The 16,212-nt window shown below is 73.6% G+C and carries 18 protein-coding genes; 11 read left to right on the plus strand and 7 right to left on the minus strand.

Translation table 11 applies throughout. The annotated features are described in order from the left end of the window. Positions 1–14: 14 nt before the first annotated feature. Positions 15–563, minus strand: a complete 549-nt coding sequence (locus IEZ00_RS20690) for a hypothetical protein (protein WP_189224950.1) — start codon at positions 561–563, stop codon at positions 15–17. Next, entirely contained in the window at positions 560–919 is a 360-nt protein-coding gene (locus IEZ00_RS20695) for an ArsR/SmtB family transcription factor (RefSeq protein WP_189224951.1), read from the minus strand. Before IEZ00_RS20695 ends, IEZ00_RS20690 begins: the two co-directional genes overlap by 4 nt. A gap of 87 nt (positions 920–1,006) precedes the next feature. On the opposite strand from IEZ00_RS20695, the gene IEZ00_RS20700 reads away from it, so the two are divergent. From IEZ00_RS20700 to IEZ00_RS20715, 4 genes are all read left to right on the plus strand, one after another. Further along, on the plus strand, positions 1,007–1,735 hold the full coding sequence (locus IEZ00_RS20700; protein WP_189224952.1) for an SDR family NAD(P)-dependent oxidoreductase: 729 nt from the start codon (positions 1,007–1,009) through the stop codon (positions 1,733–1,735). 93 nt (positions 1,736–1,828) lie between these two features. Continuing rightward, the gene (locus tag IEZ00_RS20705) at positions 1,829–2,506 is read left to right on the plus strand and encodes a response regulator transcription factor (RefSeq protein ID WP_189224953.1); all 678 of its coding nucleotides are present in this window, start codon (positions 1,829–1,831) and stop codon (positions 2,504–2,506) included. 10 nt (positions 2,507–2,516) lie between these two features. Continuing rightward, positions 2,517–3,800 carry a HAMP domain-containing sensor histidine kinase gene (locus IEZ00_RS20710; protein WP_189224954.1) on the plus strand — a complete coding sequence of 428 codons (1,284 nt, stop codon included), beginning with the start codon at positions 2,517–2,519 and terminating at the stop codon, positions 3,798–3,800. A gap of 243 nt (positions 3,801–4,043) precedes the next feature. After that, positions 4,044–4,775 (plus strand): CAP domain-containing protein, encoded by a 732-nt coding sequence (locus tag IEZ00_RS20715; protein ID WP_189224955.1) that lies wholly within the window; start codon positions 4,044–4,046, stop codon positions 4,773–4,775. A 198-nt stretch (positions 4,776–4,973) separates the two neighbouring features. Here IEZ00_RS20715 and IEZ00_RS20720 read toward each other — a convergent pair whose 3' ends face one another. After that, a complete protein-coding gene (locus tag IEZ00_RS20720) occupies positions 4,974–5,450 on the minus strand; it encodes an Lrp/AsnC family transcriptional regulator (protein WP_189224956.1) in 477 nt (158 codons plus the stop codon). Positions 5,451–5,571: 121 nt separating this feature from the next. Between IEZ00_RS20720 and pdhA the strand changes: the two genes are divergently transcribed. The 5 genes from pdhA to IEZ00_RS20745 all read left to right on the plus strand — a co-directional run bounded on the left by pdhA (position 5,572) and on the right by IEZ00_RS20745 (position 10,162). Next, positions 5,572–6,651 (plus strand): pyruvate dehydrogenase (acetyl-transferring) E1 component subunit alpha, encoded by a 1,080-nt coding sequence (pdhA, locus tag IEZ00_RS20725; protein WP_189224957.1) that lies wholly within the window; start codon positions 5,572–5,574, stop codon positions 6,649–6,651. Further along, positions 6,648–7,667 (plus strand): alpha-ketoacid dehydrogenase subunit beta, encoded by a 1,020-nt coding sequence (locus IEZ00_RS20730; protein WP_229795950.1) that lies wholly within the window; start codon positions 6,648–6,650, stop codon positions 7,665–7,667. Before pdhA ends, IEZ00_RS20730 begins: the two co-directional genes overlap by 4 nt. Then, on the plus strand, positions 7,660–8,904 hold the full coding sequence (locus IEZ00_RS20735; protein WP_189224958.1) for a dihydrolipoamide acetyltransferase family protein: 1,245 nt from the start codon (positions 7,660–7,662) through the stop codon (positions 8,902–8,904). The genes IEZ00_RS20730 and IEZ00_RS20735 overlap by 8 nt, the downstream gene beginning before the upstream one ends. A gap of 107 nt (positions 8,905–9,011) precedes the next feature. Next, complete coding sequence (locus IEZ00_RS20740; RefSeq protein ID WP_189224959.1) at positions 9,012–9,560, plus strand: GNAT family N-acetyltransferase; 549 nt, start codon at positions 9,012–9,014, stop codon at positions 9,558–9,560. After that, positions 9,548–10,162 carry a histone deacetylase gene (locus tag IEZ00_RS20745; RefSeq protein WP_229795951.1) on the plus strand — a complete coding sequence of 205 codons (615 nt, stop codon included), beginning with the start codon at positions 9,548–9,550 and terminating at the stop codon, positions 10,160–10,162. The genes IEZ00_RS20740 and IEZ00_RS20745 overlap by 13 nt, the downstream gene beginning before the upstream one ends. A 46-nt stretch (positions 10,163–10,208) precedes the next feature. Here IEZ00_RS20745 and IEZ00_RS20750 read toward each other — a convergent pair whose 3' ends face one another. Genes IEZ00_RS20750 through IEZ00_RS20760 form a run of 3 tightly spaced genes read right to left on the minus strand, consistent with a single transcriptional unit; the run spans position 10,209 to position 13,144 of the window. Then, a complete protein-coding gene (locus tag IEZ00_RS20750) occupies positions 10,209–11,351 on the minus strand; it encodes an RICIN domain-containing protein (protein WP_189224960.1) in 1,143 nt (380 codons plus the stop codon). Between the two features lie 58 nt (positions 11,352–11,409). Beyond that, a complete protein-coding gene (locus tag IEZ00_RS20755; RefSeq protein WP_189224961.1) occupies positions 11,410–12,474 on the minus strand; it encodes a GDSL-type esterase/lipase family protein in 1,065 nt (354 codons plus the stop codon). Between the two features lie 49 nt (positions 12,475–12,523). After that, the gene (locus tag IEZ00_RS20760; protein WP_189224962.1) at positions 12,524–13,144 is read right to left on the minus strand and encodes an L-threonylcarbamoyladenylate synthase; all 621 of its coding nucleotides are present in this window, start codon (positions 13,142–13,144) and stop codon (positions 12,524–12,526) included. Positions 13,145–13,291: 147 nt separating this feature from the next. On the opposite strand from IEZ00_RS20760, the gene IEZ00_RS20765 reads away from it, so the two are divergent. Both IEZ00_RS20765 and IEZ00_RS20770 read left to right on the plus strand, forming a co-directional pair. Then, complete coding sequence (locus IEZ00_RS20765; protein ID WP_189224963.1) at positions 13,292–14,242, plus strand: NAD(P)/FAD-dependent oxidoreductase; 951 nt, start codon at positions 13,292–13,294, stop codon at positions 14,240–14,242. Positions 14,243–14,595: 353 nt separating this feature from the next. Further along, positions 14,596–15,423, plus strand: a complete 828-nt coding sequence (locus IEZ00_RS20770) for a nitroreductase/quinone reductase family protein (protein ID WP_189224964.1) — start codon at positions 14,596–14,598, stop codon at positions 15,421–15,423. A 4-nt stretch (positions 15,424–15,427) separates the two neighbouring features. On the opposite strand, the gene IEZ00_RS20775 is transcribed toward IEZ00_RS20770, so the two are convergent. Continuing rightward, positions 15,428–16,129: a hypothetical protein gene (locus IEZ00_RS20775; RefSeq protein WP_189224965.1), complete on the minus strand. Its 702-nt coding sequence runs from the start codon at positions 16,127–16,129 to the stop codon at positions 15,428–15,430. Between the last annotated feature and the right edge of the window lie 83 nt (positions 16,130–16,212).

Raw genomic sequence — 16,212 nt, forward strand, 5'->3', positions numbered from 1 at the left:
CGTGGTCGGGCGGCTCAGGACTCCAGGACCCGCCACACCGGGCCGTCGTGCCAGCTGGCCTCCAGGCGCGAGGTGCGGCCCGAGCCGGTGAACACGACCACCACCGCGTCCGCGGGCAGTTCGACGCTGGCGGCGTAGCCCTGGCGCGGGGTGGCCGAGATCGGCTGCATCGCGCCGGGGGAGAAGCGCACCGAGGCCACCCCGCCCTGGGTGGTGAAGCTGCGCAGGTAGGCGGGTTTGCCGTCGATCTCGGTCCAGGTGCCTTCCTCCGACGGCAGCGGCTGGGTGGCCGTCGTGGTGGTGGTGGTGGTCGTGATGCCGGTGGTGGTGGTCGTGGGCCGGGAGGCGGGGGTCGGGACGGCGGCCGTGGTGGTCGTGACCGCGGTCGTGGTGGTGGTGGTGGTCGTGGTGGCGACCAGCGACGAGTGCTGCACCGGTCCGGCCACCACGCGCGGTCGTTCCGGCACGCCCGCGTCCAGCACGAACCGGATGCCCAGCCAGGACAGCCCGACCGCGACGGCGGTCGACGCCGACCACGCGGCCAGGTACAGGCCCCGGCTCACGCCGGACCGGACGACACGCTGACGTGGTTGCCCACGTCGTCGCGGTCGGCGGCGTCCAGCACGGCGTCGAGCAGGTTCGGGAAGCGGGCCTCGATGTCCTCGCGGCGCAGCCGCACGTAGGAGCGCGTGCCCTCGCCTCGGGTGTCGGTCAGGCCCGCGCCGCGCAGCGTGCACAGGTGGTGGCTCAGCGTGGACTTGGCCACGGGGACGTTGAACTCGCTGAAGCAGCGCTCCTCGCCGTTGGCCAGTTGTCGGACCAGTCCCACGCGCAGCGGGTCGCTCAGCGCGGCCAGCACGTCGGTCAGGCGCAGCTGGTCGACGGCGGGCGGGGGTTCCCTGTGGCGCACGTGGACCATGATAACCGTTCGATGGTTTGCGAACTTCGAACGAAGTCGCTAGCTTGTTCGATGTTCACCGAATATCGAACAACAAGGGGTTGGGTCATGGAGTTGGCGAACCAGCGCGCCCTGGTCACCGGGAGCACCTCGGGCATCGGGCGCGAGACGGCCCTGCTGCTGGCGGGCGCCGGCGCTGCCGTGGTGGTGTCCGGGCGGGACGCCGAACGCGGCAAGGCGGTGGTCGCCGACATCGAAGCGCGCGGTGGGCGGGCCGAGTACGTCCAAGCGGACCTGGCGGACCTGGACTCGGTGCGCGAGCTCGCGGAGTCGGCGGGGGAGGTCGACGTCCTGGTCAACAACGCGGGCGTCTTCCCGGCCGCGTCGACCTTCGAGCAGGACCTGGCCGGCTACCAGCTCATGTTCGACATCAACGTGCGCGCGCCGTACTTCCTCACCGCCGCACTGGCGCCGAAGATGGTCGAGCGCGGCTCCGGCAGCATCGTCAACATCTCGTCGCTGGCCGCCGCCCGCGCCTTCCCCGGCACGTCGGCCTACAGCGCGACCAAGGCGGCGCTGGAGTCGCTGACCCGGACGTGGGCGCTGGAGTTCGCCGGGGTGCGGGTCAACACCGTGACCCCTGGGCCGGTCACCACCGACGGCGCGATGACCGAGGCCGCTGACGGCACGGACCCGAGGGCCGCGATCGCGCTGCTGGGGCGGGTGGCCTCGGCGTCGGAGATCGCCGAGGTGATCCTGTTCCTGGCCTCGCCCAGGGCCAGCTACGTGACCGGGGCCAACATCTTCGTCGACGGTGGCGGCGCGGTGTTCAAGTAGCGGTGTTCAAGTAGCGGTGTCCGACCAGCCGGGTGCCGAGCGCTCCTCCGCCCCCGCCCCGGCGCGAAGAGTTCTCGCGTTACCGTGCGCGCCATGGTTTCGGTGCTGCTCGTGGAGGACGACGCGGTGGTGCGCTCCGCCGTGACCCGAGCCCTGACCGGGCTCGGCCACGCGGTCCTGCCGGTGGGCACGGCGCTGGAGGCGCTGCGGGAGATCACCGCCGCCACCTTCGACCTCGTCGTGCTCGACCTCGGCCTGCCCGACGTGGACGGGGCCGACGCGCTGCGGATGATGCGCGGCGTCTGCGACACCCCGGTCATCGTGGCCACCGCCCGCGACGACGAGAAGGAGATCGTGCGGCTGCTCAACGCGGGCGCGGACGACTACCTGGTCAAGCCGTTCTCCAGCGAGCACCTGGCCGCCCGGCTGTCGGCGGTGCTGCGCCGCGCCCGCCGGGAGCCGCCGCCGGGGCCGCTGCGGATCGGCGAGCTGGTCATCGACCTGGACCGGCGCGAGGCCCGGCTGGGCGACCGGGAGCTCAACCTGACCCGCAAGGAGTTCGACCTGCTGGCCTACCTGGCCGCCCGGCAGGGCAAGGTGGTGCCGCGCGCCGAGCTGCTGGCCAACCTGTGGAACCTGTCCGGCCGCGACGACCAGACGCTGGACGTGCACCTGTCGTGGCTGCGCCGCAAGCTCGGCGAGCGGGCCGCCCAGCCGCGCTACCTGCACACCGTGCGCGGGGTCGGCTTCAAGCTGACGGCCGCCGGATGAGGACGACCGCGTGAGGAAGTCGCTGGCGCTGGTCTCGCTCGCGGTCACCTCCATGGTGGCGCTGGCCTTCCTCATCCCACTGGCCCTGGTGGTGCGCCAGCTCGCCGAGGACCGGGCGCTGGCCGACGCCGAGCGGCGGGCCGGGGCGCTGGCCCCGGTGCTGGTGATCACCGACGACCCGGCGGCGGTGCGGCAGGCGCTGGCGGGCAGCGACGGGCAGGTCGCGGTGCACCTGGGCGGCGGGCGGGTGGTCGGCTCGGGCAAGGCGACCGAGGAGCAGCTGCGCACCGCCGCGCGGGAGGGGCGGGCGTTCGTCGCCGAGGTCCCGGACGGCCGGGTGCACGTCCAGCCGGTGGTGCTGGACCGGGGCCGGGTCGTGGTGGTCGAGGCGTTCGTGGCGCGGGAGGAGCTGGCCCGCGGCGTCACGCAGGCGTGGCTGGCGCTCAGCGGGGTCGCGGTGACCCTGGTGCTGGGCTCGGTGCTGGTCGCCGACCGGCTGGGCGCGCGGGTGGTCAAGGCGTCGCGGGCGCTGGCCGACCAGGCGCGCAAGATGGAGCAGGGCGACCTGGCCGCCCGCGTCACGCCCACCGGCCCACCGGAGCTGGTGGAGGTCGGCGGCGCGTTCAACCGGATGGCCGACCGGCTGGGCCAGCTCGTCACCGCCGAGCGCGAGGTGCTGGCCGACCTGTCGCACCGGCTGCGTACCCCGCTGACCGCGCTGCGGCTGGACTCGGAGACGCTGGGCGCCGACAGCGGCGCCAACCGGGTCCGGCAAGCCGTGCACGCGCTCGAGCGCGAGGTCAACGAGCTGATCCGGGCGGCCCGCCGGGAGCTGGACGACCCGGCGGGCACGCGCTGCGACGCCGCGGAGGTGGTGCGCGACCGGCTGGTGTTCTGGTCCGCGCTGGCCGACGACCAGCAGCGACTGTGGAACCTGCGCGGCGTCGAGCGGCCCGCGCTGGTGCCGCTGACCCGCAGCGACCTGGCCGCGGCGATGGACGCCGTGCTGGGCAACGTCTTCCGGCACACCCCCGAGGGCACCGGGTTCGTGGTGGCGCTGTTCCACCAGGCCGACCGGGTGATCGTGGTGATCGAGGACGCCGGTCCCGGCATCGCCGACCTGGAGGCCGCGCTGCGGCGGGGCAGCAGCGGCGCGGGCTCGACCGGCCTGGGCCTGGACATCGCGCGCCGCGCCGCGGAGTCCACCGGGGGCTCGCTGGTGGTCGACCGAGGCCCGCTGGGCGGCACGCGCGTGCAGCTGCGGCTGACCCGGCTGGATGACGCTCCAGTCTGACCCGAGCGGCCTTTCCCGAACCTGATGACAACTTTAAATCTTCCATAAATAAATGCCTGTTGACATTTCCGCGAAGCTCGATAAAGTTGTTTCCAGGAAATGGGGCCGATCGCGGCGCTCCCAACGCTCGACCGGTCGACCCCATTCCACTCTGGTGCGGCGACCGCGTGCGCTACCCTGCATAGAGCGCAGTCGCGGTCGCCGCGCCCGAAAATCGCTGTCGAACGCAGATGAGGTTTTCGCGTGTCGCGCAAGAGCACCGCACTGCCCGTCGCCGCCTTCGCCCTGCTGGCACTGACCGGTTGTGAGGAGCCGGAGTCGATCGGGCTCGTGGGCGCCACCGCCACCACGACCACCCGCGCCCCGTTACAGCCCAGCGCCACCCCGACCACGAGCACCACGACGATCACCAGCGGCACCACCACGACGACGAGCACGACCACGACGACGAGCACCACGACCGCCGAGCCGACGACCACCACGACGACGGTCGCCGCCGCCACCACCACGACCAGCAGGCCACCTGCCGTCACCGCCACCACGACGACGGTCGCCGCGAAGCCGCCGGTCACCACCACGAAGGCCCAGGGCGAAGCCGACATCGCCGAGGCCAGGGTGGTCGAGCTGACCAACGCCGAACGCGCCCGCAACGGCTGCCCCGCGCTGGCCGCCGACCCGCGACTGGCCAAGGCCGCCCGCGCGCACAGCGCCGACATGGCCGCGCAGAACTACTTCAGCCACGTGTCCAAGGACGGCCGCTCGTTCGTCGACCGGATCAAGGCCGCGGGCTACCCCACCCCCGGCGCGGAGAACATCGCCGCGGGCCAGCGCACGCCCGAGGACGTGGTGAAGGGCTGGATGAATTCCGCGGGCCACCGCGCGAACATCCTCAACTGCGGGCTCAAGGCGATTGGCGCGGGCATGGCCAGGGGTGGTTCCTACGGAATCTACTGGACCCAGAACTTCGGCTGGTGACCCCTCGACACCCCGCGTGACCCGAATGCTCCGGTCATCGCGGGTGACATGCGCCGCCCGGACAACGCACCCGGCGGTAAACGGCGGCATCGCCGGGTGCCGCACCCGTCGCGGCGCATAGGCGAACGCCCCCGCTCCCACTCCGGTGGGGGCGGGGGCGCTCTGCCGTTGTCGGGGCTGTTGTCGGAATTGACGGTTTCACAGCCGTGGCTGGTGGGCTTCGGCGGGCAGTTCGTCGAGGATCAGCACGGTGTGGCTGGAGGTCACGTCCGGCATGGTCTGCAACCGGGTCAGCACCAGGTCGCGCAGGCTGTGCGCGTCCGGCGCACGCACCAGCAGCACCAGGTCGTAGTCGCCGGAGACCAGCGCCCCGTGCCAGACCTCGGGGATCTCCAGCACCCGCTGGCGCACCGCCTTCCACGAGTGCTGGCTGATCTTGAGGTAGACGTAGGCGGAGATGCCGTAGCCGTAGCGCTCCGGGTCCACCACCGCCGAGTAGCCGGTGATCACCCCGTCCCGGTGCAGCCGCTCCACCCGCGAGTACGCGCTGGCGCGGGAGATGTGCAGCCGCTCGGCCAGCGCCCGCATCGACAGCCTGCCCTCCGCGCGCAGCGCCTCCACGATGCGGCGGTCCGTGGTGTCGAGCGGAGCCGTTCGTCCAGCGCTGGGCGTCATGTGGCCGACTGTAACCCGATCGCGCGGCCATCCGTCCGGATTGTCCATCCGGAACTGGAAGATCGGTCGGTGTGAGCCGGATCATGCCAGGCACCGCGTTCCACCAGTTCCGGAGGTGCCCATGGCCCGCCTGCGCGCACCCGAGCGGGAGCGGACGCTGCTCCCCTCGGAGGAGCCGTTGTCGTTGCTGCGCAAGGACGGCTCGCCGGTCGAGGACTCGCCGCTGGAGATGCCCGACGACGACGTGCTGGTGCGGCTGCACCGGCACATGGTGATCGGCCGCCGGTTCGACACCCAGGCAACCGCGCTGACCAAGCAGGGCAGGCTGGCGGTCTACCCGTCCTCGCGCGGGCAGGAGGCGTGCCAGGTCGGCGCGGTGCTGGCGCTGCGCGAGCAGGACTGGCTGTTCCCCACCTACCGGGACTCGGTGGCGCTGGTGACCAGGGGCGTGGACCCGGCCGGGGCGCTGACCCTGCTGCGGGGCGACTGGCACCTGGGCTACGACCCGCACGAGCACCGGGTCGGCCCGCAGTGCACGCCGCTGGCGACCAACACCCCGCACGCCGTGGGCTTCGCGCACGCGGCCCGGCTCAAGGGCGAGGACACCGCCGCGCTGGTGATGCTGGGCGACGGCGCGACCAGCGAGGGCGACACCCACGAGGCGCTGAACTTCGCGGGCGTGTGGCGGACGCCGGTGGTGTTCCTGGTGCAGAACAACGGCTACGCCATCAGCGTGCCGCTGAGCAAGCAGACCGCCGCGCCCTCGCTGGCGCACAAGGGCATCGGCTACGGCGTGCCGTCGGTGCTGGTGGACGGCAACGACGCCGCCGCGGTCTACGCGGTGGTGCGCGAGGCGCTGCGCGCGGACGGGCCGACGCTGGTCGAGGCGATCACCTACCGCATCGAGGCGCACACCAACGCCGACGACGCCACCCGCTACCGCGACGCCGACGAGGTCGCCGCCTGGCTGGACCGCGACCCGGTGGACCGCCTGGAGGCGCACCTGGTCTCGCGCGGTCTGCTCGACGCCGCGGGCAAGCGGGCGCTGGCCGAGGAGGCCGAGGCGTTCGCCGCGCGGGTGCGCGAGCAGCTCAACGCCGACGTGGAGACCGACCCGGCGGAGCTGTTCGCCCACGTCTACGCCGAACCCACCACCCACCTGCGCGAGCAGGCGGCGCAGCTGGCGCGGGAGCTGGCATGACCACGGGCACGACCACGGGCACGACCGTGGTGTCCATGGCGGCCGCGCTCAACCGGGCGCTGGCCGACGCGCTGGAGGCCGACGAGCGCGTGCTGGTCTTCGGCGAGGACGTGGGCGCGCTGGGCGGGGTGTTCCGGGTGACCGACGGGCTGGCGGCCCGCTTCGGCGAGCGGCGGGTGTTCGACACCCCGCTGGCCGAGTCCGGCATCGTCGGCACCGCCATCGGCATGGCCATGAACGGCCTGCGCCCGGTGGTGGAGATGCAGTTCGACGCCTTCGCCTACCCGGCGTTCGAGCAGATCACCAGCCACCTGGCCAAGCTGCGCAACCGCACCCGCGGCCGGGTCGAGGTGCCGGTGGTCATCCGGGTGCCCTACGGCGGCGGCATCGGCGGGGTGGAGCACCACTGCGACTCCTCGGAGGCCTACTACACCCACACCCCCGGCCTGCGCGTGGTCACCCCCGGCACCCCGGACGACGCCTACCGGCTGCTGCGCGACGCGATCGACTCGCCCGACCCGGTGGTGTTCCTCGAACCCAAGCGCCGCTACTGGACCAAGGGGCCGCTGCACGGCGGCCCGGCGGCGGCGTTCGACCGGGCCGTGGTGCGCCGCCACGGCCGCGACGTGACGCTGATCGCCTACGGGCCGATGGTCGCCACCGCGCTGGAGACCGCCGAGGCCGCCCGCGAGGAGGGCTGGGACGTCGAGGTGGTCGACCTGCGCAGCCTGTCGCCGTTCGACGACGAGACCGTGTGCGCGTCGGTGCGCCGGACCGGGCGGGCCGTGGTGGTGCACGAGGCGTCCGGGTTCGGCGGCTACGGCGCGGAGGTCGTGGCGCGGGTGACCGAGCGCTGCTTCCACCACCTGCACGCCCCCGTGCTGCGGGTGACCGGTTTCGACATCCCCTACCCGCCGCCGAAGCTGGAGAAGCACCACCTGCCCGGCGTGGACCGCGTCCTCGACGCGATCGACCGGCTGCAGTGGGACGACCGGGTGGTGGTGCGCGGTGCCTGACTTCCGGCTGCCCGACCTCGGCGAGGGCCTGACCGAGGGCGAGATCGTGACCTGGCTGGTGTCGGTCGGCGACCGGGTGGTGGTCGACCAGCCCGTGGTGGAGGTGGAGACGGCCAAGGCCGTCGTGGAGGTGCCCTGCCCGTTCGAGGGCGTGGTGAGCGCCCGGTTCGGCGAACCGGGGGAGAAGCTGGCCGTGGGGTCGGTGCTGCTGACCGTCGGCGAGCCAGAGCCGTCCGGTGGTCGCAGCGGCAACGTGCTCATCGGCTACGGCACGTCCGCCGCGCCGCGCCGCAGGCGCCGGGCGGGGGCCCGCGTGCCCGCACCGCAGGCGCCGAGCATCCCCGCGCAGGCGGCTCCCGCCGAGGCAGTTCCCATCGAAAAGGGCCCCGTCGAGGAGGCCCCGTCCGGCAACCCCGGCGTCATCTCCCCGCTGGTGCGCCGCCTGGCCAAGGAGAACGGCCTGGCGCTGGAGCGCATCCGGGGCACCGGGCCCGGCGGCGTCATCCGCCGCGTCGACGTGGAGCGGGAACTGGCCGCCCGCACCGCCGAGCCCACCGCCGCGCCCACTGGTGGCAGGCGCATCCCGCTGCGCGGCCCGCGCGGCGCGATCGCGCGCAAGCTGGCCACCTCGCGCCGCGAGATCCCCGAGGCCACCGTGTGGGTGGACGTGGACGCCACCGGCCTGTTGCAGGCCCGCGCGGCGCTGCCGTCGGTGTCGCTGCTGGCGCTGCTGGCCCGGTTCACCGTGCTGGGGCTGAAGAAGTTCCCCGAGCTGAACTCGCGGGTCGAGGGCGACGAGGTGGTCGTGCTCGACGAGGTCCACCTGGGCTTCGCGGCCCAGACCGACCGGGGCCTGGTCGTGCCGGTGGTGCGCGACGCGCACACCCTGACCACCGCCGAGCTGGCGGCGGCGATCGCGGCCCACACCGCCTCGGCGCGCGCGGGCACGCTCACCCCCGCCGCGCTGACCGGCGGCACCTTCACCGTCAACAACTACGGCGTGTTCGGCGTGGACGGCTCGGCGGCGATCATCAACCACCCGGAGGCGGCGATCCTGGGCATCGGCCGGATCGTGGACCGGCCGTGGGCGGTGGACGGGCAGCTGGCGGTGCGCAAGGTCGGGCAGCTGACGCTGGCCTTCGACCACCGGGTGTGCGACGGCGGCACGGCGGGCGGGTTCCTGCGCTTCGTGGCCGACTGCGTCGAGTCGCCGATCACCGCGCTGGCGGACCTGTGACCTGAGTGGACGGCCGGTACCCGACGAACCGGCCGTCGCGCACTCGTCCCGCACCGCACCGCGTTTATCGCGCGACCAACCACGTCCGCGCGCACTAGCGTGGCGGTGTGGCCAAACCCGACTACCCGATCCGGACCGAACGCCTGCTGCTGCGTCCCTTCACCCCGGCCGACCACGCGGCCCTGCACTCCTGGCAGTCCCGCCCGGACGTGGTGCGCTACCTCTACGGCGGGCCCCGCACCCACGAGCAGACCGCGGAGAGCCTGGCGCTCAAGTGCTCGGTGACCTGGCCGTCCGAGGAGGGCCAGCACCTGGCGCTGGCGCTGCAGCGCGGGGACGAGGTCATCGGCGAGACGGTGCTCAAGTGGCACAGCCGGGAGCACCGGCAGGGCGAGATCGGCTACATCCTGCACCCCGACCACCACGGTCGCGGCTACGCCACCGAGGCGTCGCGGGCGATGCTGCGGCTGGCCTTCGAGAACCTGGGCCTGCACCGGGTGACCGCCTCCTGCGACGCGCGCAACGAGGCGTCGTGGCGGGTGATGGAGCGGCTGGGGATGCGGCGCGAGGCGCACTTCCGGCACAACGAGTGGTTCAAGGGCGGCTGGGGCGACGAGATGATCTACGCCATGCTGGAGGACGAGTGGCCCGGCTGAGCGGACCCGACCTGGTCTGGTACGTCAGCTACGGCTCCAACATGCGGGCCGAGCGGTTCGGCTGCTACCTCGCCGGGGGAGTGCCGGTCGGCGCCACCCGCGGCTACCCCGGCTGCCGCGACCCCCGCCCGCCGCGCGCGGTGACCGGCTGGGAGATGGCGGGCGGCATCTACTTCGCCACCCACTCGCCGGTCTGGGACGGCGGTCGGGCGTTCTTCGACCCCGACCTGCCCGGCACCACCGCCGCGCGCGCCTACCTGGTCACCGCCGGGCAGTTCGCCGACGTGGCCTCGCAGGAGATGTACCGGGAACCGGGCGTGGACCTGGACCTGTCCGAGGTGCTGGCCACCGGCCGGGCCCAGCTCGGGCCCGGCCGGTACGAGACGCTGGTCCACCTCGGCGACCGCGACGGCCGCCCCGCGCTGACCTTCACCGCGCCGTGGCGCGCCGCCGAGGTCGAGCACACCGCGCCCTCGGCGGCCTACCTGCGGATGCTGGCCACCGGGCTGCGCGAGGCGCACGGCTGGGACACCGGGCGCGTGGCGGCGTACCTGGCGGAGGCCACCCCGTTCTGGTCCGCGCGGGACATCGCGGCGCTGTAGCCAGACGCTGTAGCCAGACGCTGTAGCCAGGCGCTGCGACCAGGCCCTACTGGAACTTCCAGCGCTGGTTGGCCTGGCCGTTGCAGTAGTAGGCGCCGACGCCGGTGGTGACGGTGCCCTGCGGGTACTCCTGGTCCAGGCACCAGCCGCTGAGCGCGTTGACCAGCGTCGTGGTGTCGTCGTAGTGGTCCCGCTCCATCCGCCAGCGCTGGTTGGCCCCGCCGTTGCACGGCCACGCGCCGACCGCCGTGGTCGCCGTGCCCTGCGGGTACTCCTGGTCCAGGCACCAGCCGCTCAGCTCGTCGACCACGACCGCCGTGTCGGCGGAGTCCCACCGCAGCACCCAGCGCTGGTTGGCCTGGCCGTTGCAGTGGTAGGCGCCGACGCCGGTGGTGGCGGTGCCCTGCGGGTACTCCTGGTCCAGGCACCAGCCGCTGAGCGCGTTGACCAGGCCGGGGTTGAGCGGGCCGGAACCGGGGGCGAAACCGGCGTCGAGGTCGTAGGCCCACCAGGCCACCGGCAGCCGCGTCGGCGGCGTGGACAGCGGCGTGCCGACCACGTTGGAGTCCGCCCGCCAGTCACCGCGCAACGGCCGCGTGGCCCGCGTGCCCGCAGGTGCGGCGGCCTCCACCCGGTAGGTGCCCGCCGGCAGGTCGTGGAAGGCGTACTGGCCGCCGCCGGAGGGCAGCGCGCGCAACACCGTTCCCTCGTGGTCACTGTGCCCGATCAGGGTGAACGTCGTGTCCACCGCGGACTCGCCGCCCTCCCGCACGCCGTCGCCGTCGGCGTCGAGCCAGGCCCGCCCGCTGATCTCGCCGCCCTGCTGCGGGAACCACGCGTTCACCGGCGTCGCGTCCGCCAGCTCGACCCGCCTGCTGGAGGCGTCGAGCGAGCGGTAGCCCGCCGCCGAGGCCGTCACGTCGTAGGCGCCCAGCGGCAGCCCGGCGACCTCGAACCGGCCCTCGCCGTCGGTGACACCCGTGCGCTCGACGCCCGAGCCGACCCCGCGCACGGTCACCGACGCGCCCACCCTGGGCGGCTCGTCGGCGTCGCGCCCCCGGTCCCCGTCGCGGTCGAAGAACACCCACCCCACGACGCGCCCCTCGTCGGCCGCGCCCGCCGGTCCCGCGCCCGCGACCACCAGCCCGACCGCCAGCACGGCGGCGGACCACTTCCACGAAGTCCTCACGACATCCCCCCTCGATCTTGGTCGGGGGAAGGCTATCGGTAGGGACCGACAAGCCCCGTCACGCGGGCGCGCGGTCCCGCTCCGGCACCGCGCGCAGCGTGCCGTCCTCACCCGCCACGCAGGCCGCCGCGCGGTCGGTGGTGGCCAGGAACTGGCCCAGGCATCGCCCGAACTGCTCGTGCCCGCGCGCGTTGGGGTGGAACGACTCCTGCAGCGCGTGCGGCGCGCGCCCCTGGTCGCGCAGGCCGTCGAAGTCCACGGTCAGCCGGGTGAACCACTCGGTGCCCTGGTCGTCCCCGCCCGCGCACGCCTCGTGCCCCTCGCCCGCGCGCGACAGGTCCAGGAACCGGGCGTCGGTGGCCAGCGCCGCCGTGCGCAGCGCGGCCGACAGCTCGCCCACCGCGGTGTCGCGGACCCAGCGCATGTCCCGGGTGCGCAGCGGGCACCCGGCCAGGTTCTGCAGGCCGGCGGGCAGGTCGGGCGACACGGGGGAGGCGTAGGACTGGAGCACCAGCGTGTAGGACCGGTCGGTGTAGCCCTCGTCGCGCAGCACCGACCGGATGTCCCGCAGCGCGCGTTCCACCTTCGGCGTCATCCGCGCCACGCGCTCGCGCCACTGGTCGGCCAGCACGTCCGAGCAGTCCGCGCGCCGCTGGAACCACGCCTGCAGGCACTGGCCCAGCACGTCGGAGAAGCGCGGGTCGTCGTTCGCGCCCACCGCGACCACCACGGCGGTCACCCGGTGCTCGCGGGCGATGGCCGCCAGCTGCCGCGCCTGCGATCCCTCGGTGTTGCGCACCTGGTCGGTCAGGCCGACCTGCTCGGCGTTCGACCCCGAGCAGGCCAGGTTGAACACCCGGTCCACGTCCGGGATCGGCGTCTTGAAGATCTGCGCGGCGCGGGATCGGTGGCACCAGTTGCCCGCCTCGCCGTCGGTGCCCGGCTCGTAGTCGCCCGCGCCCTCCCCGGACATGGTCGAGTCGCCCAGCGCCACCGCCGCGGTCGGCGCGTCGCGGCTGGGACCGGGCGGCTCGGGGAACGGGCTGTCGCCGACCACCAGCAGCAGGGCGAGCAGGGGCAGGACCATGACGAGCGCCGCGAAGCGGCGGAGGGTGCTCCGCATCGCCGTCCATTCTACGGACAACCGGTCCGCCGCACGGGGTGATCGGCGGCTACTCGAACCGGCTCGGGTCGCCCGCACCTCGGCGCAGCACCTCCGGCTCGTCGCCGGAGAAGTCGACCACGGTGGTCGGCTCCGTGCCGCAGTCGCCGGAGTCGATCACCGCGTCGACCGCGTGGTCGAGCAGTTCCTTGATCTCCCAGCCCTGCACCAGCGGCTCGGCGTGGTCGGGCAGCAGCAGCGTGCTGGACAGCAGGGGCTCGCCCAGCGCGTCCAGCAGCGCCCGCGCCACCGGGTGGTCGGGGATGCGCGCGCCCACGGTCTTCTTCTTCGGGTGCAGCAGGCGGCGCGGCACCTCACGGGTGGCCGGGAGGATGAACGTGTAGCTGCCCGGCGTGGCCGCCTTGACCGCCCGGAACACCGTGTTGTCCACGTGCACGAACTGTCCCAGCTGCGCGAAGTCGCGGCACATCAGGGTGAAGTGGTGCCGGTCGTCCAGGTGCCGGATCTGCCGGATGCGGTCCAGGGCGTCCTTGTTGCCCAGGCGGCAGCCCAGCGCGTAGCAGGAGTCCGTCGGGTAGGCGATCAGCCCGTCCTGGCGGATCAGCTCGACGGCCTGGTCGATCGTTCGGCGCTGGGGGTTGACCGGGTGCACGTCGAAGTACCTCGCCATGGGCGGGGAGCTTAGAGGCACCGACCGCCCGGCGCGGCACGGGAGCGTCGGGCGGCCGAGGAGCGTATTGCGGTAATGGCAAAAAATTTTGTCAGAACAGCCAGGGTTGCGGATAGTCGGGGGCACCGGACGAGAGAGGAGCGCTCGATGGAGCGGAACTACGACGTGGTGGTCGTCGGCGGTGGCGCGGCGGGACTGAGCGGTGCGCTGACGCTGAGCAGGGCGCGGCGGTCGGTGCTGGTGGTGGACTCGGGCGAACCGCGCAACGCCCCGGCCGGACACGTGCACAACTACCTGGGGCGGGAGGGCACGCCGCCTGGTCGGCTGCTGGCCATCGGCCGGGACGAGGTCGCTTCCTACGGGGGCGAGTTCACCGACGGCGCGGTCACCTCGCTCACGCGCGTCGACGACGGGTTCCGCGTGGCGCTGGCCGACGGCCGCGAGGTGGTGGCGCGTCGGCTGCTGGTGGCCACCGGGCTGGTCGACGAGCTGCCCGACGTGCCGGGGGTGGCGCAGCGGTGGGGTCGGGACGTGCTGCACTGCCCCTACTGCCACGGCTACGAGGTGCGCGACCAGGCGATCGGGGTGCTCGCCACGGTCGGTCCGCTGGCGGTGCACCAGGCGCTGCTGTTCCGGCAGTGGAGCGAAGACGTGGTGCTGTTCCTCAACGGCGTGGACGCGCCGGACCCGGAGCGGGCCGAGCAGCTGGCCGCGCGCGACGTCCGGGTGGTGGCGGGCGAGGTGGCCGCGCTGGAGGTCGAGGACGACCGGATCACCGGTGTCCGACTGGCCTCCGGGGAGGTCGTGCCGCGCCGCGCCGTCGTGGTGGGGCCCCGCTTCTGGGCGCGCGCCGACCTGCTGGCCGGCCTCGGGCTGGAGCCGGTGGAGCAGCTGGTGGAGGGACACGTCGTCGGCACCCACATCCCCGCCGACCCCACCGGGGCGACCAAGGAACCCGGCGTGTGGGTGGCAGGCAACGTCGCGGGCGCCCAGGCGCAGGTCATCACCTCCGCGGCGGCCGGGCTGACCGCCGGGGCGGCGATCAACGCCGATCTCGTCGCCGAGGACACCCGCCGGGCGGTGGCGCGACGCCGCTGAAGCGACGCCGCTGGAACCACTCCGCTGGAACAACTCCGCTGGGGCGACGTGGTGGTCGCGGGCGACCGCGACCACCACGGCATTGCCCGCAAGCCTTGGCGCCACTAGGGTTGCCCGCATGACTGCCGGGTCGGCCTTGGGCCACGAGCGAGTTGGGTGCCCGGCCACGGCGTGATCGCCGGGCGGGCCCGAGGGCCGCCTTCTCCGCACCCCCAACACCTTTCCACCCCGCCACGCGCGCACAGCCGCGCGTGTGCCGCCGCGCGTGCGCTGCCACGCGCCCACCTCCCACCGCGGTCGAGCGCGCTCCCGCGGTGTGGTCGTCATGCCTTGCCAACGGAGAAGGACCACCTGTGCCAGAAGATTTCAACCAGAAGGTCATCGAGGAGTTCCGCGCCAACCGGGGTCGCGTCGGCGGCTACTTCGAAGGCGCCCGCCTGCTGCTGCTCACCACCACCGGCGCGCGTTCGGGCAAGCGGCACACCGTCCCGCTGGGCTACCTGCCCGACGGCGACCGCGTGCTGGTCATCGGCTCGGCGGGCGGCGCGCCCCGGCACCCCGCCTGGTTCCACAACCTGGTGGCCGACCCCCGCGCCACCGTGGAGGACGGGGTGTTCACCTACGAAGCGCAAGCCGAAGTCCTGGCGGGGGAGGAGCGCGACCGCGTGTTCGCCCGCGCGGTCGAATTCGATCCGGGCTGGGGCGAGTACCAGGCCAGGACCACCCGCGTGCTGCCCGTCGTGGCGCTCAAGCAGGTCGGCGGCGGGCCGCCCGCCTTCGGGTCGTGGGCCGAGGCGGTCAAGGGCGTGCACGAAGCCTTCCGCCGCGAGTTGTCGTTGATCCGCGAGGAGATCACCCGCTCCGGGCCGGGGCTGGGCGCCCAGCTGCGGATCAACTGCCTGACCCTCTGCCAGGGCCTGCGCAACCACCACACCGGCGAGGACGTGGCCCTGTTCCCGTTCATCGCCGACCGGTACCCGGAGGTCAAGCCGGTGCTGGACCGGTTGGCGCTGGAGCACGAGCGGATCGCGGCACTGCTGGCGGACCTGCACCGGGTCACCTCCGAGGGCGACACCGGGCCGGAGGCGTTGCGGGTGGAGGTCGAGCGGCTCGCGGGCGAGCTGGAGCGGCACCTGGCCTACGAGGAGGAGCAGCTGGTCCCGCTGCTGGAAGTCGGCTGACGGCTCACCCCAGGGTGCTCACGAAGGCCAGCGCGCCGAGCGCGGGAACCGCTGCCAGCGCCAGCAGCGCGGACCGGCGGTCGGGGCGCGGGCCGTCGAGCAGCAGGCGCACTCCCGCCGGGACCAGTGCCGCGCACAGACCCGCGGTGGCGACCACGGAGAGCACCTCGGTGCCCTTGAGGACTCCCATCGGCAGCAGGCTCGTCAACGCCAGCGCCACCGCTCGCGCCGTGCCCAGCACCCGACTGCGGTGAGCGCCGAGCGCGAGCACCAACCAGCCGGACACGACGGTGAACGACAGGAAGCTGAACAAGTGCAAGTCCTGGTAGGACTCGGTGATCAGGGCCGTTGCGCGCTCCGCGCCCGCGTGGCGGACCATGCGGTGCGCAGCTTGGTCGACGCCCGCGTGGAAGGTGCGCTCGAACAGTCCACACAGGACCAGAGCGCCGCCCCACTTCGCCAGTGCCGGGCGCGTCCGCCCGATGTGGTGCACCAGCACGAGCACCGCCGGGCACAGCAGGACGTTGCCCGCCGTCGAAGTCGCTTGCGCGGCGGCCATCAGGCCGGGGTGCTCGGCGATGGCCGCGATCTGATGGGGGAAGAAGAAGGGGAACGGCGCTCGCAGCAGCGTGCCGGTGAGAAGCAGCAGCGGGCCGAGGACCAACGCCGTCGAGCCGATCCAGCGGCCGGGGAACCAGTGCGTCATGAGGTGAAGATCGCACCCGGTGCCCCGGTCCGGGATCGGCCCTGGGGCCGATTCGGCTGATCGGCCCCAGGACCGATCCCGCC

The organism is Saccharothrix coeruleofusca (genome assembly GCF_014648515.1).
GTDB lineage: Bacteria > Actinomycetota > Actinomycetes > Mycobacteriales > Pseudonocardiaceae > Actinosynnema > Actinosynnema coeruleofuscum.